At 32.9% G+C, this 16,971-nt stretch carries 13 protein-coding genes and 2 pseudogenes; 6 read left to right on the forward strand and 9 right to left on the reverse strand.

The genetic code is table 11. The features are described from left to right. Positions 1-18 precede the first annotated feature (18 nt). Positions 19-954: an L-lactate dehydrogenase gene (locus THESIDRAFT1_RS01490; RefSeq protein WP_006569290.1), complete on the reverse strand. Its 936-nt coding sequence runs from the start codon at positions 952-954 to the stop codon at positions 19-21. 151 nt (positions 955-1,105) lie between these two features. Here THESIDRAFT1_RS01490 and THESIDRAFT1_RS01495 point away from each other — a divergent pair, with 151 nt between their 5' ends. Together THESIDRAFT1_RS01495 and THESIDRAFT1_RS01500 are read left to right on the forward strand one after the other, a co-directional pair. After that, positions 1,106-1,642 (forward strand): hypothetical protein, encoded by a 537-nt coding sequence (locus THESIDRAFT1_RS01495; protein ID WP_004400263.1) that lies wholly within the window; start codon positions 1,106-1,108, stop codon positions 1,640-1,642. 172 nt (positions 1,643-1,814) lie between these two features. Then, complete coding sequence (locus THESIDRAFT1_RS01500; RefSeq protein ID WP_006569291.1) at positions 1,815-2,561, forward strand: DUF881 domain-containing protein; 747 nt, start codon at positions 1,815-1,817, stop codon at positions 2,559-2,561. A 35-nt stretch (positions 2,562-2,596) separates the two neighbouring features. Here the strand turns inward: THESIDRAFT1_RS01500 and THESIDRAFT1_RS01505 are convergent, their stop codons facing one another. The 5 genes and pseudogenes from THESIDRAFT1_RS01505 to galT form a co-directional block, all read right to left on the reverse strand. Next, entirely contained in the window at positions 2,597-3,706 is a 1,110-nt protein-coding gene (locus THESIDRAFT1_RS01505; RefSeq protein WP_006569292.1) for a GNAT family N-acetyltransferase, read from the reverse strand. Continuing rightward, complete coding sequence (locus THESIDRAFT1_RS01510; protein WP_003869092.1) at positions 3,679-4,299, reverse strand: DedA family protein; 621 nt, start codon at positions 4,297-4,299, stop codon at positions 3,679-3,681. Before THESIDRAFT1_RS01510 ends, THESIDRAFT1_RS01505 begins: the two co-directional genes overlap by 28 nt. A gap of 81 nt (positions 4,300-4,380) precedes the next feature. Further along, positions 4,381-5,547, reverse strand: a complete 1,167-nt coding sequence (gene glgA, locus THESIDRAFT1_RS01515; RefSeq protein ID WP_006569293.1) for a glycogen synthase — start codon at positions 5,545-5,547, stop codon at positions 4,381-4,383. After that, positions 5,540-7,116 (reverse strand): annotated as a pseudogene (locus THESIDRAFT1_RS01520) (hypothetical protein). The gene glgA and the pseudogene THESIDRAFT1_RS01520 overlap by 8 nt, the downstream one beginning before the upstream one ends. A gap of 24 nt (positions 7,117-7,140) precedes the next feature. Further along, positions 7,141-8,112: a galactose-1-phosphate uridylyltransferase gene (galT, locus tag THESIDRAFT1_RS01525; protein WP_006569295.1), complete on the reverse strand. Its 972-nt coding sequence runs from the start codon at positions 8,110-8,112 to the stop codon at positions 7,141-7,143. Between the two features lie 322 nt (positions 8,113-8,434). Between galT and THESIDRAFT1_RS01530 the strand changes: the two genes are divergently transcribed. Genes THESIDRAFT1_RS01530 through THESIDRAFT1_RS01540 form a run of 3 tightly spaced genes read left to right on the forward strand, consistent with a single transcriptional unit; the run spans position 8,435 to position 9,727 of the window. Continuing rightward, complete coding sequence (locus THESIDRAFT1_RS01530; protein WP_003867080.1) at positions 8,435-8,611, forward strand: MarR family transcriptional regulator; 177 nt, start codon at positions 8,435-8,437, stop codon at positions 8,609-8,611. A gap of 16 nt (positions 8,612-8,627) precedes the next feature. Then, the gene (locus THESIDRAFT1_RS01535; RefSeq protein ID WP_006569296.1) at positions 8,628-9,062 is read left to right on the forward strand and encodes a Fur family transcriptional regulator; all 435 of its coding nucleotides are present in this window, start codon (positions 8,628-8,630) and stop codon (positions 9,060-9,062) included. Between the two features lie 2 nt (positions 9,063-9,064). Next, entirely contained in the window at positions 9,065-9,727 is a 663-nt protein-coding gene (locus THESIDRAFT1_RS01540) for a peroxiredoxin (RefSeq protein ID WP_003869087.1), read from the forward strand. A gap of 62 nt (positions 9,728-9,789) precedes the next feature. On the opposite strand, the gene THESIDRAFT1_RS01545 is transcribed toward THESIDRAFT1_RS01540, so the two are convergent. Beyond that, positions 9,790-10,962, reverse strand: a complete 1,173-nt coding sequence (locus THESIDRAFT1_RS01545) for a MalY/PatB family protein (protein ID WP_006569297.1) — start codon at positions 10,960-10,962, stop codon at positions 9,790-9,792. 209 nt (positions 10,963-11,171) lie between these two features. Between THESIDRAFT1_RS01545 and ltaE the strand changes: the two genes are divergently transcribed. Beyond that, positions 11,172-12,209, forward strand: coding sequence for a low-specificity L-threonine aldolase (gene ltaE, locus THESIDRAFT1_RS01550; protein ID WP_039929082.1), 1,038 nt, complete (start codon positions 11,172-11,174; stop codon positions 12,207-12,209). A 21-nt stretch (positions 12,210-12,230) separates the two neighbouring features. Here ltaE and THESIDRAFT1_RS14710 read toward each other — a convergent pair. Together THESIDRAFT1_RS14710 and THESIDRAFT1_RS01560 are read right to left on the reverse strand one after the other, a co-directional pair. Beyond that, positions 12,231-15,763: pseudogene (locus tag THESIDRAFT1_RS14710) on the reverse strand (AAA family ATPase). Further along, entirely contained in the window at positions 15,744-16,961 is a 1,218-nt protein-coding gene (locus THESIDRAFT1_RS01560; RefSeq protein ID WP_006569302.1) for an exonuclease SbcCD subunit D, read from the reverse strand. Before THESIDRAFT1_RS01560 ends, THESIDRAFT1_RS14710 begins: the two are co-directional and overlap by 20 nt. Between the last annotated feature and the right edge of the window lie 10 nt (positions 16,962-16,971).

A 16,971-nucleotide genomic window follows, 5' to 3' on the forward strand; every position in this document is an offset into this window, starting at 1 on the left:
AAAAGAGGGTTTCCCCTCTTATATATCAAGCTCTTGTATTACACTTTTTATAATTTCGGCTGACCTTCTAAAAGCAGCAATTTCTTCCTGTGAAAGTGGTAATTCAAGTATATTCACGATTCCATTTCGTCCAACAACGGAGGGAAGGCTCAAAGCCACATCTGTAACACCATATTGGCCGGTTAGCGGAGATGACACAGTCAAAATGGAATTTTCATCTCTGAAAATAGCTTCCACAATTCTTCTTACTGCGAGAGCAACCGCATAATATGTCGCACCCTTTTTTTCTATTATCGTATAAGCGGCTCTTACAACATTATTAAAAATCTCCTCTCTAAAATCTTTTTCACATACTCTTCCACATAAATTGCAATAATTATCAATTGGTATGCCTGCTATGTTTGTAATGCTCCAAGCTGCAAGCTCAGAATCGCCATGCTCCCCAATTATATATCCGTGTATATTCCTCGGATCTATGTTACAATGTTTGCTTAAAAGATATCTGAATCTCGCACTGTCAAGAACTGTGCCAGACCCCAGCACTCTTCCGTATGGCAAACCAGATATTTTATAGGTAACGTATGTAAGAATATCTACAGGATTTGTAACTATAAGGTATATTGCTGTGTCATTTACTTTAATAAGTTTTGCCACTATGTCTTTAAAAATCATTGTGTTTTTCTTCACTAAGTCAAGTCTGGTTTCCCCCGGTTTTTGTGCTGCTCCCGCTGTAATAATTATTATGTCAGAACCTGCAGCATCACCATAATCTCCCGCGTACACTTCAACTGGACTAATAAACGGTACACCGTGGCTTATATCAAGAGCATCACCTTCCGCTTTGTCTTTATTAATATCTATTAATACAATAGTTTTGGCAATACCACTCAAAGCCAGTGTGTATGCAGTAGTAGCACCGACAAATCCAGATCCTATTACAGATATTTTGCTCATAATATCTTCTCCTTTTCAACATTAATTTTCCGTTAATAAAAGTCTACCAAACTTTAAAAAATAGTCAAGTCTATTTTTCCCTCTAATAATTTAATGTATTCAACGTTTAAAATAAGTTCTCTGTGGAATATTAAGAAAGAGGTGATATTTCATGGGAGATATACAAGAAATAAAGTCTTTGATGGAAGAACTCATAAAAAGCGAAAAAGATAAAGAAATGGCAAGTAAAAAAATGCAAGAAGTGCTTGAAAAGTCTATATCAGAAATAAAAAGTATACTTTTGGCAATAAAAAAATACATAGGAGTCGAAAATATAAAACTTAGAAGTTATAGCGGAAAAACCTTTGAAATAGGAGAAGGTATAATAATCTACGATAAAAGCATAGATGAAAAAATAGTTTTAAAACCTGACAACATTTTTTATCACTATAAAATAGAAAGTGAGGAATTAATCGCAGTTCCAATCTCCGACCTTGAAATACATAATTACATCACTTATGATGCGCTTTTTGAAACCGTAAAAAACTCTCTTAAAAAATGTATACAAAAAAACGAAGAAGATATACGCATATACAAAAGTACCATGTTTAAAATAGATAAATACAATAAAGAATTAGAGGAAATATTATCCCTTAAAAACTCCATAGAAAACGCAATAAAAGAAGACTCTCCTGAAACTCTGATATGAAAAGTATCAGAGTTTTTTGTAACCTTTTTGTAATAAAAACTTAATAATTTCTTAATAAATTTTAATATTTTCCGTGTTATAGTATTTATAGAGTGTTACAATTATTTATAGAAATGTATATAAGCTGAAACCAAAAGCAAGATGAATGCGTCTTTTTATATAGAGAAAGGATGTGGAGAAATTGAAAGGAAAGACATTACAAACTTTATCCTTGATGCTTGTATTTATTGCAATGGGTCTCATGATTTCTATGCAATTTAAAACTGTACAAGGCGGCAATAGACCTCCTACCTCTATTTCAGCTACAAATTATGCAAGATTAGAAGAACTTACTCAGCAGCTCAAAAAAGTTCAAGAAGAAAAGGCAAATTTAGAACAGCAATTAGAAGAACTCACTAAAAGATTTAAAGAGTACGAAGATGCTGCATCAAAAGATGATGCCGCTTTAAAAAATCTACAGCAGGATGTTGAAAAATATAAAATTTTAGCAGGACTTACAGATATGGTAGGCCCAGGAGTTATAGTAACGGTAAATGACAGCGACTTACAGCCTCGAGACGGCGAAGACCCTAATTTGTACTTAGTCCACGATGAAGATTTATTAAATATTGTAAATGAATTGAAAGCGGGTGGTGCTGAAGCAATAGCTATAAATGACCAAAGAATAATTGCAATGTCTGAGATACGATGTGTAGGCCCCACAATAAACATAAACTCTACAAGGTACGCTCCTCCTTACGTAATAAAAGCAATAGGAGACCCTGACACATTACAAGCAGCCCTTAATTTAAAAGGCGGAATAGTAGATACTTTAAGATTTTATGGTATCAAAGTAGATATACAAACTTCTGATAAAATAGTAGTGCCTAAATACAGTGACCCTATTAAATTCTTTTACGCTAAGCCTGTGACTCCCTAAACCCTCTTACCTTCTTAATATAGGAAAGACAGGTTCTATTCACTAAACCTGTCTTTAATTTTTTTGATAATTTTGTTTTCCGCAATTATGTAGTAGCAGAAAAATTTACCTGCCATTGTGGGCCTTGCCGCCACAAATCGCATATTTCGCTTTTTTGAAGAAGTCCAGTTTTTTTTGTACTCTTCATCTCCTCTTAAAAAGTCAAATATTCTATCTCCTTCTTCAATAGACTGCTTTATAGCAAGACCTAAAGTTATAGTGCCAACACTTCTTTTGCTATAATCCAAGTCATAACCGCTTATATAATAATACCTTTTACCCCCTACATGATAACTTAAAAGACTAGCAACTGTTTTTCCCCCGTCTTTTAATTCAAAAAGACTCAATTCTCCTTTTGATAACATGTCTTTTGCCACATCCTTGTGGAACTCCCTTATCCTCTTAGAATAAAAAGCTCCAGGCATGTGCCTTTGTCTCCATCGCCTTTGATGAAGAACTATTAAATTATCCATTGCTCTATCTATCGATTCTATATCCTTCACCATTGAAAAACTTCCGTCATATTCCTTAAAAAATCTTCTGATTTCATAATTGAGATTTCGTCTAAATTTTCCATCTAAACTATTTAAATATTCTTCCCAGCTTTGAGGTAATTCCACATAAGGACATACATCTTGCACATCATAATCGTAATAAAGGTTACTACCCATTATATAGGGGAAAAACTCACTCTTTTCAGGAATATGTTCCAAATCTAAAACAGTAAAAGCATCTATATATCTTTCCAAAAAATTTACTAAGCTTGTATAAAATTCATTTTCATGTCCTTTTCTCACGATAAAATCAAGATAATCACTATTGTTAGAACCTATAAATTTTATCCTTTTAACCAAAAGTCCTTTTTCAAAATATGTTATCATAAAAGGCGCAATTCCAATGGGCATATTTTCTTCATAAACCAGTAATACCAACATTTTTTTACCATATCCAAAATGTTTCCACCAGTTTAACACCCATTCAAAAGTATTAAAAGGATAAATTTCCGCCACATTCTCTAATTCATGCCATATATCCTCTATATCTAAAAGGTCAGAAACATTTGTTATCTTCTCAAAAATTACGTTAGATACTTTTCTTTCATCCAAAGAAGTACCCTCCAAACTATATATAAAAATATCATAAAGCCTATTGTAGAAGCAAAATATACCCAAGGCGGTTGACTTTTCGCAAAAAAGTCTATTTTAATCAATTGCATAGCAGCAAGATAAGACACTACTGCCCAAAAAGTAGACCATATAAAATCAGCAATAGCAGAAAATATCACATACACAGTAAAATTCATACGGGTTATACCTGAAGCCCAAATAGCCGGCGTCCTTGGAAGACCTACAAGCCTACCTAATAAAACCGTAAATCCTCCATATTTAGCAAACCATTTATCCATAGCTTCAAGGTCTTTTACTGTTATTTTTAAATATTTACCGTATTTTTCAACAACAGGCCTACCTTTATAATAGCCTACCAAATAAGCTATCACATTTCCTGTCACATTTCCTAAAGCAGCGATGACTATAACATAAAAAAGGTTCATATCCCCTTTTGTGACTAAATACGCTGCCGCAAAAAATAATATTTCTACAGGGCCTGGCATTCCCGTTCCTTCAATCATAAGCCCTATAAAAAGCGCTATATATCCATAATTTATTATTGCATTATAAAGAAAAGATTGTCCTTCCATCGCCACACCATCCATTATTTTTAAATTTATTATAGCACAAATAAACAAAGCAGGGCAATTGTCACCCCTGCCTTAGCGCATTTATTTTTTATATTTCTCTATTACATCCTTGTACATCTCATAAGTCTTTTTAGCAATGCTTTCCCAACTAAACATCTCTTCAATACGTTTTCTCCCATTTTCTCCAAATTTTATAGCTAAATCTTTGTTATTTAAAAGTATGTTTATATATTTTGCTAATTCTTCAGGATTGCCTGGTTCTACAAGGAATCCTGTCTCTTCATGAACTACAACCTCTTTAATTCCTCCTGTAGCACTTGCCACAACAGGAGTTTTACAAGCCATTGCTTCTAAGTTTATTATGCCAAAAGGCTCATAAACAGAAGGGCATGCAAAAACTTCCGCATTGCTGTATAACTCTATAATTTCTTCTTTTTCCACCATTTTATTTATCCAAATAATATTGTCGTAAAGTTTAACTTTTTGCTCTACTTCTTCTAAAACCTCTTGTGTATCCGGAGAACTAGCACATAGTACAACCTTTATATCCTTAGGTAGATACTTTACTGCATCTATTAAATGAGTAATGCCCTTTTGCCTTGATATTCTTCCTACAAAGAGAATGTATTTACCCTCAATTCCATATTTTTGGCGAGCAATATTTCTATCTGTTTTCTGGTATTGGTTCAAATCTATGCCGTTATATATAACTTCAACTTTTTCTTCTGGAATATTGTAATACTTCAATATATCTTCTTTCGAACCTTGTGATACTGCTATAACCCTATCGGCGGCTTCAATCCCTGTTCTTTCCATCCAAGAACTTAATTTATATCCATTACCTAACTGTTCCTCTTTCCATGGCCTTAAAGGCTCAAGGCTGTGAACTGTAACTACAAGGGGTTTATCATACAATTTTTTAGCTAAAAAGCCCGCCATGAAAGTATACCAGGTATGGCAGTGTAAAATATCTGAGTCTATCTCATCCTTCACCATTGCCAAATCAATGGAAAAAGGCCCCAAAACTTTCTGATATCTTGGATCTGAATTTTCCTTTAACTTATCCCATTGTTTATATCCACGGACTTTTAGATTATCAGCCGTATAATCTTGGTCACCAAAGCATCTCACGTCTACTTCCATCAGTTTAGACAGTTCCCTAACAAGATAATCTACATGAACACCAGCTCCACCGTAAATATTAGGAGGGTATTCATTTGTAAACATTGTAACTTTTAACTTATCCATAGTTTACCTCCGATCCGTGTTTTTCTAATTTCAAATCCTCAATACACCCTAAAATACCTTTTAAAGGTATTTTAAACCAAGAAGGTCTATTATTTACCTCATAAATTCCTTCAAAAAGAGCTTTATCTAATTTAAAAATAGCTAAAGCCTTATCGAAATTTTCACCTTCTGGTATAATGTCTGGTGCTTCCCTTGTCACCAATTCCAAATAGTTTTCTACAAAAGTCTCCGTGACAGCTTCTTCCCACACTGACAGCACTTTTTCTATTTTTTCATCCTGCAACTTACCTTTTGCATTAAGATAATTAAAATAAGCAGCATAAGCAGCATAACTAAAAGAACGTACCATGCCTGCCACATCTTTTAAGGGAGATATTTTTTTCTCCTCACCTCAATAGGTTTTGTCGGTTCCCCTTCAAAATCTATTATCACATATCCCTCTTCAGTCTTTAAAATTTGCTCTAAGTGTAGGTCTCCATGACATCTTATATATTTGCCAAAAACAGCAGTATCTTTAAATTCTTCTAATTTGCTCATTAAAAACTCTTGTTGCTTTACAATCTCTTCTATCATTGAAGCTATTTGTTCATCAAAAGTAGACAATTTTATAAAATTTAAAAGTTTAGCGAAATTATTTTTTATGCTCTTCAACACTTCTTCAACATCTGATATTTCAACATTTCTTTTAGCAAAATCTTCTTTATCAATATAAGACAATTTAATATGCATATCGGCAATTATCCTTGCTATCTCTCTTACCTCTTCAAAGTAATTGCTCAAGTATCCTTCTACGTAACTTTCTTCAATTTCCTCATAATCGGATAAAGTAGAAATTACAGAAGACAGATACTCTTGCGTATATTGCCACATGTCTCCCATGTTTTTAATGTGTTCCACTATTATAGCAACAGTATACCTATCTCCGCTACTGTCTTCATATAAAAAATAACCTCTTATATCTTGAACATTTCCAAAACCTGCATTTTTAAGTTCAAAAGTCATTTCAAGGTCAGGATTAACTCCTTTTACAAATTTTCTATAAGTCTTTATTATTTCATCTTTTTGTAAAAATGTTAAACTATTACTGGACTTATTGCTCAGCCTTCGTGAACTGTATATATCGTCTTTTTTAAGATTATAAGGAATTAATTGGGCACCAGACTCAAATTTTATAACTGTTTCTTCACTTAACGCTTTATTTAAAAACTTAACATAATTTATATCGTCAATTCCATCGTATATAAAAGCTTTTAAATTTGGACTCTCAATAATATCTATTAAATCATTATTCCTAAAATAAGGAGTTATAATTAAAGGCACATAATAAAGCAAAGTAATCTCTTTCTTACTCGTTGGAGCTTTCACCACAAAAGCTATAATAGCTGCAATTATAATCTCAGCTTCCTTTTTAGACAATATTGCATAATCAAATAAAAATATATCTAAAATATTATAAGCCTTCTCCTGAAACCACCTAAACTTTTTAAAATTGTCTTTATCTATATTTTTAACTATATCTTTCAGTTTTGTAGGTATATCTTCAAAGTTGAAGGTTTTACCAATATACATTTGACCACTTCTTTCAATAGAATTTCATTCTATTCTTAAAACTGATGCTGCCAATTCTGGTGGCACAGGATTTATATAAACTCCTGTCCCCAACTCAAAACCAGCTGCTACAGTAAGCCTTGGAGCGATTTCAATATGCCAATGGTAACTTCTTATATCAGAAATTGGTACTGTATGAACCACAATATTATATGGCGGAAAGTTAAATTCTCTCTCGTACTTTTCTATAAGAGACTTCAAAATTTCGGTCAAATTTGCAATATTTTCTTCTTTTAACTCTTCAAATCGCTCTTGATGCTCTTTGGGTATTATCCATGACTCATAAGGATATTGAGATGCATAAGGAGCGATAACAATGAAATTCTCATTTTCACCTATTATCCTTTTACCTTCTTCTTTTTCACATTTGACAATTTCACAATAAGGACATTTGCCCTTCTTCTTAATATATTCTTGTATACCTGTTACCTCTTTTTCTACTACATCTGGAATAAAAGAAGTAGCTATAATCTGCCAATGCCCGTGTTCTAAGGAAGCTCCTCCTCTTGCTCCAAAATTTTTGAACACCTGAATGTATTTTATTTTATCGTCTTGAGCAATTTTTTTATAACGCTCAATTATTGCCATAAAAACTTTTTGCATTTGCCCTAAAGATAAACTTCCAAAAGTTACATCGTGTTCTGGTGACTCTACTATCACTTCCGCTACACCATAGCCATATTCCGCTTTATAAAGGGATGGTACCTCAAAACTCTTTAAATCCCTATTCACGGCTGCAAATTTATTTTCAAATCCTCTCACTAACCAGTTCCCTTTTTTATCCTTAATTTCAACTAAAGTAGGAGGAGTCATCTCTTCATTCCCGGGGCAAAAAGGGCAAGTATTATTATTTTTCTTTTCCTCATGAGTTATGTTAAAATCATAAGGTCTTTTACCTCGCTCTGTAGCTATAATCACCCTTTTACCAGTTATAAGGTCATATCTTATTTCGGACATTTGTAAGACCTCTCCTATTCTTTTTAGTAAATGCAATCGAATGCATCGTCAGATTAAAAAAAGAATTTGATTAATTATGAAAATTAATCAAATCGGGGAGAAATGCTAAAACTTTTATGCAACCGAATGCATTCTACTATTATAATATACTTTTCCTTTAAAATTGTCAATGTTTTTTTGAAGATTACTAATTCATTTTTAAATAATTTCTCCTCATGAAGGAAAAAATAAAACAAAAAACTGTTGACAAAACTAAAAATTAATATTATAATAAAATTGAAATTAATACAAAATTAAATTTAATACAAACGAGGTGGGATAAATGGAAGTAAAAGAGTTGGTACTAAAAACTTTAAAAGAATCCTCTGAACCTTTAAGACCAGGAGATATTGCTCAAAAAGCTAATTTAGACAAAAAAGAAGTAGACAAAGCTATAAAAGAGCTAAAAAAAGAGGACTTGATAATGTCTCCCAAAAGATGCTACTACGCAGCAAAATAATCGTGAGAAAGAAGTAATGAAAATGACTTATACAATAGAGCAATTAAAAGATTATTTAAAGAGACATGATATAAAGCCTTCTACCATAAGGATAAAAGTATTAGAATACCTTTTAAACAATAGAATACACCCAACAGCTGATGACATTTATCAATACTTGATAGGCGAAATACCAACCTTTTCAAAAACCAGTGTTTACAACACATTGGAATTGTTTATGGAAAAAGGAGTTGTAAATGCTTTATCTTTGAAAGAAAAAGAATTGCGATATGATATAAACACTTACTTTCACGGACACCTTAAATGTGAAATATGTGGCAACGTATACGATTTTCCCGTATCAGAGGAAATTATAAATGTAGAAGAATTAAAAGGCTTTATAATTAGAAATGTTGACATAAATGTTTATGGCATATGCAAAAAATGTAATGAGAAAAATAAGGAGGTTTAAAAATGGAGGAAATTAGAATGAAATTGTTAGGAGAAAAATTCCCATCTATGGAGGTAGTGACCACTCACGGAGTAAAGAGACTGCCTGAGGATTACGCGGGAAAATGGTTTGTGCTTTTTAGCCACCCAGCAGACTTTACACCAGTTTGCACAACAGAATTTGTAGAATTTGCAAGGAAAGCTAATGACTTTAAAGAATTAAACACTGAATTAATAGGTCTATCAGTTGACCAAGTTTTCTCCCACATAAAATGGGTAGAGTGGATAAAGGACAACACAAACATAGCTATTCCTTTCCCAGTCATAGCTGATGACTTAGGAAAAGTCTCTAACCAATTAGGAATGATTCATCCAGGCAAAGGCACCAATACTGTAAGAGCAGTATTTATAGTAGACGACAAAGGAACAATAAGACTTATAATGTATTATCCACAAGAAGTTGGAAGAAATGTAGATGAAATATTAAGAGCATTAAAAGCATTGCAAACAGCAGACCAATACGGCGTGGCACTCCCTGAAAAATGGCCAAATAACTACTTAATTAAAGACCATGTAATAGTCCCACCATCCACTGATGAAGCTTCTGCAAATGAAAGAAAAGAAAAGATTAAATCAAAAGAAATTGAAGCTTTTGACTGGTGGTTTGTACACAAGCCTTTGAAATAAGGTCACTCATAAAATATCCCTTCTTTTCGACAAAGCGGGTCTTTTAATAGACCCGCTTAAATTTATAAGCTTTTTACTGCTTTTTCTATTCTTTTTAAACCTTCTTCTAATATGGCTCTTGGACAACCTGCATTAAGCCTAAAAAATCCATCTCCTTCTTCTCCGTATTGCCTTCCATCATTTAATGCTACTTTACCTACTTCTATTAAAGCTTTGTATATCTCATCAGAAGTTTTATTTAATTTTTTAAAATTAAGCCAAAGTAAGTACGTGCCTTCTGGTCTATCTACTTCCACCTCAGGTATATTCTTATGGATATAATCTATAGCAAAATCTATATTATATTCAATATATCTTAGCAACTCTTCCAACCATTCTTCCCCTTTATTGTATGCCGTCTCTAATCCCAAAGCTCCAAAAATAGTTATATTATCTATTCTCAAGGCTTTAATAGCCTTTTGATATTTATTTCTTAAATCTGGATTTGGAATGATGGCAAATGCTGTAGCAAGTCCCGGAATATTAAAAGTTTTGCTGGGGGCCATAAGAGTTATAGTCCTTTGTTCTAATTCTTTGGAAATTGTCGCAAGAGGTGTATGTTTATAACCTTTTAGAATAAAATCACTGTGTATCTCATCGCATATAATTGTTAAATCATTTTTGACACATATATATCCTAATATTTCAAGTTCTTCTTTTGTCCACACCCTTCCGACAGGATTATGAGGATTGCAAAGTATCATTAATTTTGTTTCTTCATCTATTTTCTTTTCCAAATCTTCATAATCCATAACAAACTTTTTCCCATTATGTTTTAAAGGATTTTTATTTATAACTCTGTTATTATTGTTGATAACTTCATAAAATGGTGGATATACTGGCGGCTGTATTAAAACTTTTTCTCCTTCATTTGTCAATTCTCTAACTCCAATACTAAGCCCTGGAATCACTCCAGGAATAAATAAAATCCATTCTTTTTTTATATCCCAATTAAACCTTCTTTTGACCCAATTTATAATCGCATCGTAAAAAGAATCTTGTATCCATGTATATCCAAATACTCCATGTTGGACTCTTTCCTTAAATGCTTCTATAACTTCAGTAGGGGCTTTAAAATCCATATCCGCAACCCACATTGGCAAAATGTCTTCCTCACCAAAAGTCTCTTTTAAATTTCCCCATTTAATTGAATCTGTATTTCTCCTATCTACTATTTCATCAAAATTGTATTTCATATCAACTCTCCTACCTTTTAACTTAATGTCTACCACACACATATATTTTATCATGTTAAACGTTTTATTTCTATACTAAATTTCTTTGTTTAAAATATTTTGATACCATACTATAAATGAGAATAAATTATTAAAAATTTCAGGTATTATATGGTATAATGAGAACAAAAGAAATTTTTATGAATCATATTGGCGAGAGGGGATTACAAATGCAATATATTGATTTAAGAAGTGACACTGTAACAGTGCCCACTGAAGAAATGAGGGAAGCCATGTACAAGGCTGAAGTAGGTGATGACGTCTACGGCGAAGACCCTACAGTGAGAAAACTTGAAGAAATGGCAGCAGAAATGTTGGGAAAAGAAGCAGCAATGCTAGTAACAAGCGGTACACAAGGTAACCAAGTCTCAATAATGACTCACACTCATCCAGGAGAAGAAATTATTGTAGAAGAAAACTGCCATATCATAACTTATGAAGTTGGAGGAGTGGGATACCTTGCAGGCGTACAGACAAAAGCTTTGAAAAGCAACAAAGGTGTCTTAAATCCTGCCGATGTAGAAAAGGCCATAAGGCCAAAGGACATACATTACCCCGTCACAAGTCTTATCTGCCTTGAAAATACTCATAACAGAGCTGGTGGCACTGTAACTCCAATTGAAATTATGAAGGAAATATACGAAATAGCTCAAAAACACAATATACCTGTTCATTTAGATGGTGCGAGAATATTCAATGCCGCTACTTATCTTAAAGTAGATGTAAGAGAAATAGCCAAATATGCAGATAGTGTAATGTTTTGCCTCTCCAAAGGCTTATGCGCCCCTATTGGGTCGGTAGTCGTCGGCACAAAAGATTTCATTGAAAAAGCAAGAAAATACCGCAAAATGTTAGGTGGTGGAATGAGACAAGCAGGTTTTATTGCAGCTGCTGGCATTGTAGCACTTGAAAAAATGACAAAAAGGCTACAGGAAGACCATGACAATGCAAGATTTTTAGCAGAAGGATTAAAAAATATACCGGGAATAAACCTCGACCTGGAAACGGTACAAACAAATATAGTAATGACCGACATATCAAAAACAGGAATGACTGGCAAAGAATTTGCTCTAAAATTAAAAGAGCAGGGAATTTTAATAAATGGCGGAAATGATTTTGCAGTAAGATTTGTAACTCATTATTACATAAGTAAAAAAGACATTGAAAAAACTCTCGATGCAATTGAGAAAATTGTAAGACAGTTTTAGAGAGAAGGTATCCCCTTCTCTCTATGTATATTCTATTCTCACCTTACTCCCTTCGCCAGAGACGGCAGGTGGTGTAACAATTAGTTTTACAGGTACTCTGTTTTTTAATTCTTCTACATGGCTTATTATACCCACTACCATTTTGTCTTTTTTAAGCCTTTCTAAAGAGGTCATCACTATATCCAAAAGTTCCGCGTCAAGACTTCCAAAACCTTCATCTAAGAAAAAGAATTCTAAAGGTGCTCTTCCCTTTAATTGTATATGAGAAGAAAGAGCCAAAGCCAAAGAAAGGGATGTCAAAAAAGTTTCACCGCCAGATAAAGTATCTACAGACCTTCTTACTCCGCCATTGAAGTCATCTCTCATTACAAAATTGTTGTCTGAATCAATCTCAAGGGCATACCTTCCCCTACTTATTTCCTTAAGCCTTTTTGATGCAAAAAAGGTTATATATTTAAGCTGTCTTGCGGCAATAAAATCTACAAATTTATTTCCCTGAAAAAGATTGTCCAATTCATTTAATATATCCACTACACGCTCTAATTCCTTTTTCTGCTTTGTAAATTCTTCTACTTTTTGCAAATTCTCTTGCATATCTGAAATAGCCTTTTCTGTAGCGCCTATTTCCTTCCTTTTTTCGTTTAAGACCTGTTCCAACCCTTTAATGCTTTCTTCTAATTGATTCCATTCTTCTTCATTAATTTTCTGCCCTTGCAGTATCTCCATCAGTCTGTCTATACTTTTGTTTACAGATACATATTCATTTTCAAAATTCTTAATTTCTTCCTCAATTTTTTTAATATTTTCACTGTCTAATAAATACTCCAAAGCCTCTTTTTTATCCTTAAATCCCTTTTCTAATAGAGCATTTTCTAATTTTTCACTTTGTTCCCTAAACATATTATTTAAAAGGTCCCGACTCTTACAGGCAGATATCTTTTTACTCTCTATATTTTGTTTATCCTTTCTTGCCTTTTCTAAAGTTTCTTTTAAAGCACTCTCCATTTTTGTAATTTTTTCTTTATTATACTGAATCTCTTTTAAATATTCTTCTATGTCTCTACCTTCTGATAAAGAATCAAACTCCTGCTGCCTCTCCCGAAGGTTTTTACTTTTTTCCTTACCTATTTCCTCTATCTGTCCTTTCCTTATTGAAAGAGCATTGAGATTGTTTGAAAGGGTTTCCTTTTTATTTGTCAATTCTTCAATCGTATTTTTAAAATTCTCTATTTCATTCCTCAGCCCTTCTATTTCCCTCTCTTTTTGATTTATTTCCTCCACTTTTTCTTTAAAATCTGAAATCCCCAATTCTTCCCTTGATATTCTTAACTGACCTTCTAATTCACTGTAAGTTATACTAATAGCCTCAAGAGAAGACTCAAACTCTTTCAAAAGGCTAATATCTTTATTTATACCTTCTTTTAATCTTGTATGTTCTAAATCTAAACTTGCTTTTTCCTCCTTTAATTTTTAATTAAGGTCTCTAATTCTTCCTTACTCTTATTCCATTTTTCTAATTTTTTTTCCACTGTATAAAATCAGACTCCATCTTATTTAATTCTTCTTCTAACTTTAAAAGGTTAATGTCTTTTAATATATCCCACAGTTTATCATATTCTTTTTTATACATCTCTTCTTTGACTTCTATTCCTGATAATTCACCTTTTAATTTAAAAAGCTTACTTTGATAGTCCATTATATCCTTTTCTAAGTTTGCCTTTATTTCCTGCTTTTCTTTTATTAAGTCTTCCTCTACCTTTTGTGCCAATCTTACATGATGAATCGAACCACAGACAGGACAGGGAACACCTTCTTTTAATCCCTCTGCCAGTTCACCTGCCATGTTGTTTTTTACAAGTTCCTCTATATCTTTTTTTACTTCTTCCAAACTATTATTTTTATTTTTTAATTTCTCTTCAATCTCTTTTATCTCATTATTTATTTCTTCTTTTATTTTTAAAATTTCTTTTAAATTATTTTCCGCCTCATTTTTTAACTTTTCTTTTTCTTTCAATTCTAAAATTTCTACTCTTTTTCTTTCTAAACTTTTTTGCAGGTCCAAAAGGTCTTCATTTGTGGGAGGCTTTTGCATTTCAAGTTTTTTTATATTATTGTCAACCTCTTGTATTTCTTTTTCTTTTCGTTTCAATAAATTATCTATTTTTTCAATATCTTTCTGCTGCTTACCTATTAGCTCTTTTAATTCTAAAATTCTTTTCTCCTTTTCTTTTTTCTCTTTGTCTGCCCTTTCAAACTCTTTCTGAATCTCAAAAGCAGCAAAAATTTTTTCCCTTTTATTCGAATCAACTTTAATTTCATTAATTCTTTTTTCCTTCTCACCCAACTGTCTTTTTGCTATATCTATAGAATCGGACAGGGCTTTTATTTCTCTTTCTATCCCATCTATCTGCTTTTTTAAATCTTTATACTCCTTTACAAGTTTCTCCCTTTCACTATTAATCTTTTTTATCTCATCTCTCAGTTTAAAAGCCCTTTTTAAGCCTTTCTTCCTTTTCAATTATGAGAGGAATTTTTTCTTCCTTTTCTTTTAATGAAGCCTCATATTCTTTTTCTACCTTCTCAAGTAATTTTTCAGCCTCCTCCAACTCTTTAGAATACTTTTCCACATCCTTTTGATTTAAAATGAGTTTTTTCTCTGTCTCCACTAAAGAGTCTATATACGGTTTTACTGATAATGCCTTTTCCGCTTTTTTTAACTTTTCCTTTTTATCTTCTATTTCTTTTAATTGCTGGTCTAAGACTTCCTTCTTATGCAAAAATTGATTTAACTCCTGCTGTTTTTCCCATATCCCTTTAAGTTTTTCCCTTTCTTTATCTAATTTATCCTTTTGTTCTTTTAAAGTTTTCTCTTCTTCTTTTAAAATCTCAAACTTTTTCTTTAAATCTTCCAATGCTTCTTTAGTAACACCTTCGTGCTGACTTAACTTCGCATTTACCTCATTCAATAAATTACTTTTTTCTCTCTTTACATCTCTTATTCTAACAAGTAATTTGCTTCCATACTTTTCTAAGCCAAAAATCCTCTCTAACATGTCCCTTCTTTCTTTGCCTGTTAGCTTTAAAAATTCACTAAATTTCCCTTGTGGAAGCACTACAGAACGAGTAAAATCCTCTGCTGTAAGTCCAATTAAATCCACTATTTTTTGCTGAACTTCCCTATCTTTTTCTGCCAAAACTCTTTCTCCACTTTCCCCTATTTCCCGCAGTCTTGCTAATGTAGTTTTATAACCGCCGCTTTTTGCGTCCCTTTTTACATTTCTCTCAACTATATACCTTTTTCTTGCCCCATCAACACCTATTTCAAACTGGTATGTCAAAGACATAGATGTAGATTGAGTATTTATAAAATCCTTGCTATTTCTGGGAATTTTCCCGTACATTGAAAGAGTAATTGCATCTATAATAGTGGATTTTCCACTTCCTGTGGGACCAAATATGCCAAAAAGTCCTTTTTCTGTTAGGACTTCAAAATCAATAATTTGTTCTTCTACAAAACTATTAAGCCCAGCAATTTTAAGCTTCAGAGGTCTCATCTTCCTCATCCTCTTCCTTTACTATACTCATAAAAAGTTCTAAAACCTCCTCTGTTGGAGGAACTTTGTTTTCCTTTAAATAAAATTCTTCAAAAAGTTCCTTTACACTTTTATCATCTATCTCATAGTCTTCAATTTCCATCTCATCCTCTGGCAAAATTGGCTTTATTTCAACTATATCCGGTAATATGCTCTTCATTTCTTTTATCTTTGAAGAAGGCAGTGGAGACTCAGTTTTAATCTCGAAATATGCCCATATATCTTTATCCCTGTATTCATTGCAAATCTCTAAAGCTTCCTCTATACCATTGCACCTAAACACTTCAATAGGCTTGTAATTTTTAAAATATATTTCCTTCACAAGTGCAGGTTCTCCTACCTTTAAATCTACTAAATAAGCACATTTAGAATGGTTCATCTCACTTTTGCTGTACTGAAGAGGGGAACCAGAATAATAAGCAGGAAGAGTAGAAGAAATTCTCTGAGGTTTGTGAAGGTGTCCGAGAGCTATGTACTGCGCCTTTTGTGGCAGGTGCCTTATTTCTACTGTAAAACTTCCTCCTAACTGAATAGGCCTTTCTGAACCTGACTCCTCTCCTCCTGCAACAAAAATATGAGATACCGCAATGTTTATAGTGTCATTTCTGTATTTTTTCGAAAGGTCATTAAAAATTTCACCAACTCTTTCAGAGTAACTTTTCTGCCTTTTCTCTTCCTCCAATTCTGATGTAAAAATTTCATTTAGCCTTTTTTCACTGGGATAAGGAAGAGCTATAATTACAGCTTTTTCACCTTTTATCTCAATTTCTAAAAAACCTTCTCCCGAATCTAAAATTTTAAACTTTCCAAAATCTCCTTTAGGAGCAATACTTTTAGGAGTACCTAAAAGTATCACTCCATGTTCATATGCAAGGGGGCTTGCAGCTGAAAGCCTCTCTGGATTATCATGATTTCCTGCTATGACCAAAATCACTCTTTCCCCGTTGGAAAGTTTTTTTAAAGTTGTGTAAAAAAGCATTTCCGCCCTTGCAGGAGGGTTTGAAGAATCGTATATATCCCCGGCAATTATGACCAGATCTACATTATTTTCCTCAACCATCTGCACAAAATCCTCTAAAAATTTCTCCTGCTCTTCAATCCTTGAAAAATTTTCAAGGCTTTTTCCCAAATGCCAGTCTGAAGTATGTAAAATCCTCATTTTATCACCC

It is taken from the genome of Thermoanaerobacter siderophilus SR4, from assembly GCF_000262445.1.
Lineage (GTDB): Bacteria > Bacillota > Thermoanaerobacteria > Thermoanaerobacterales > Thermoanaerobacteraceae > Thermoanaerobacter > Thermoanaerobacter ethanolicus.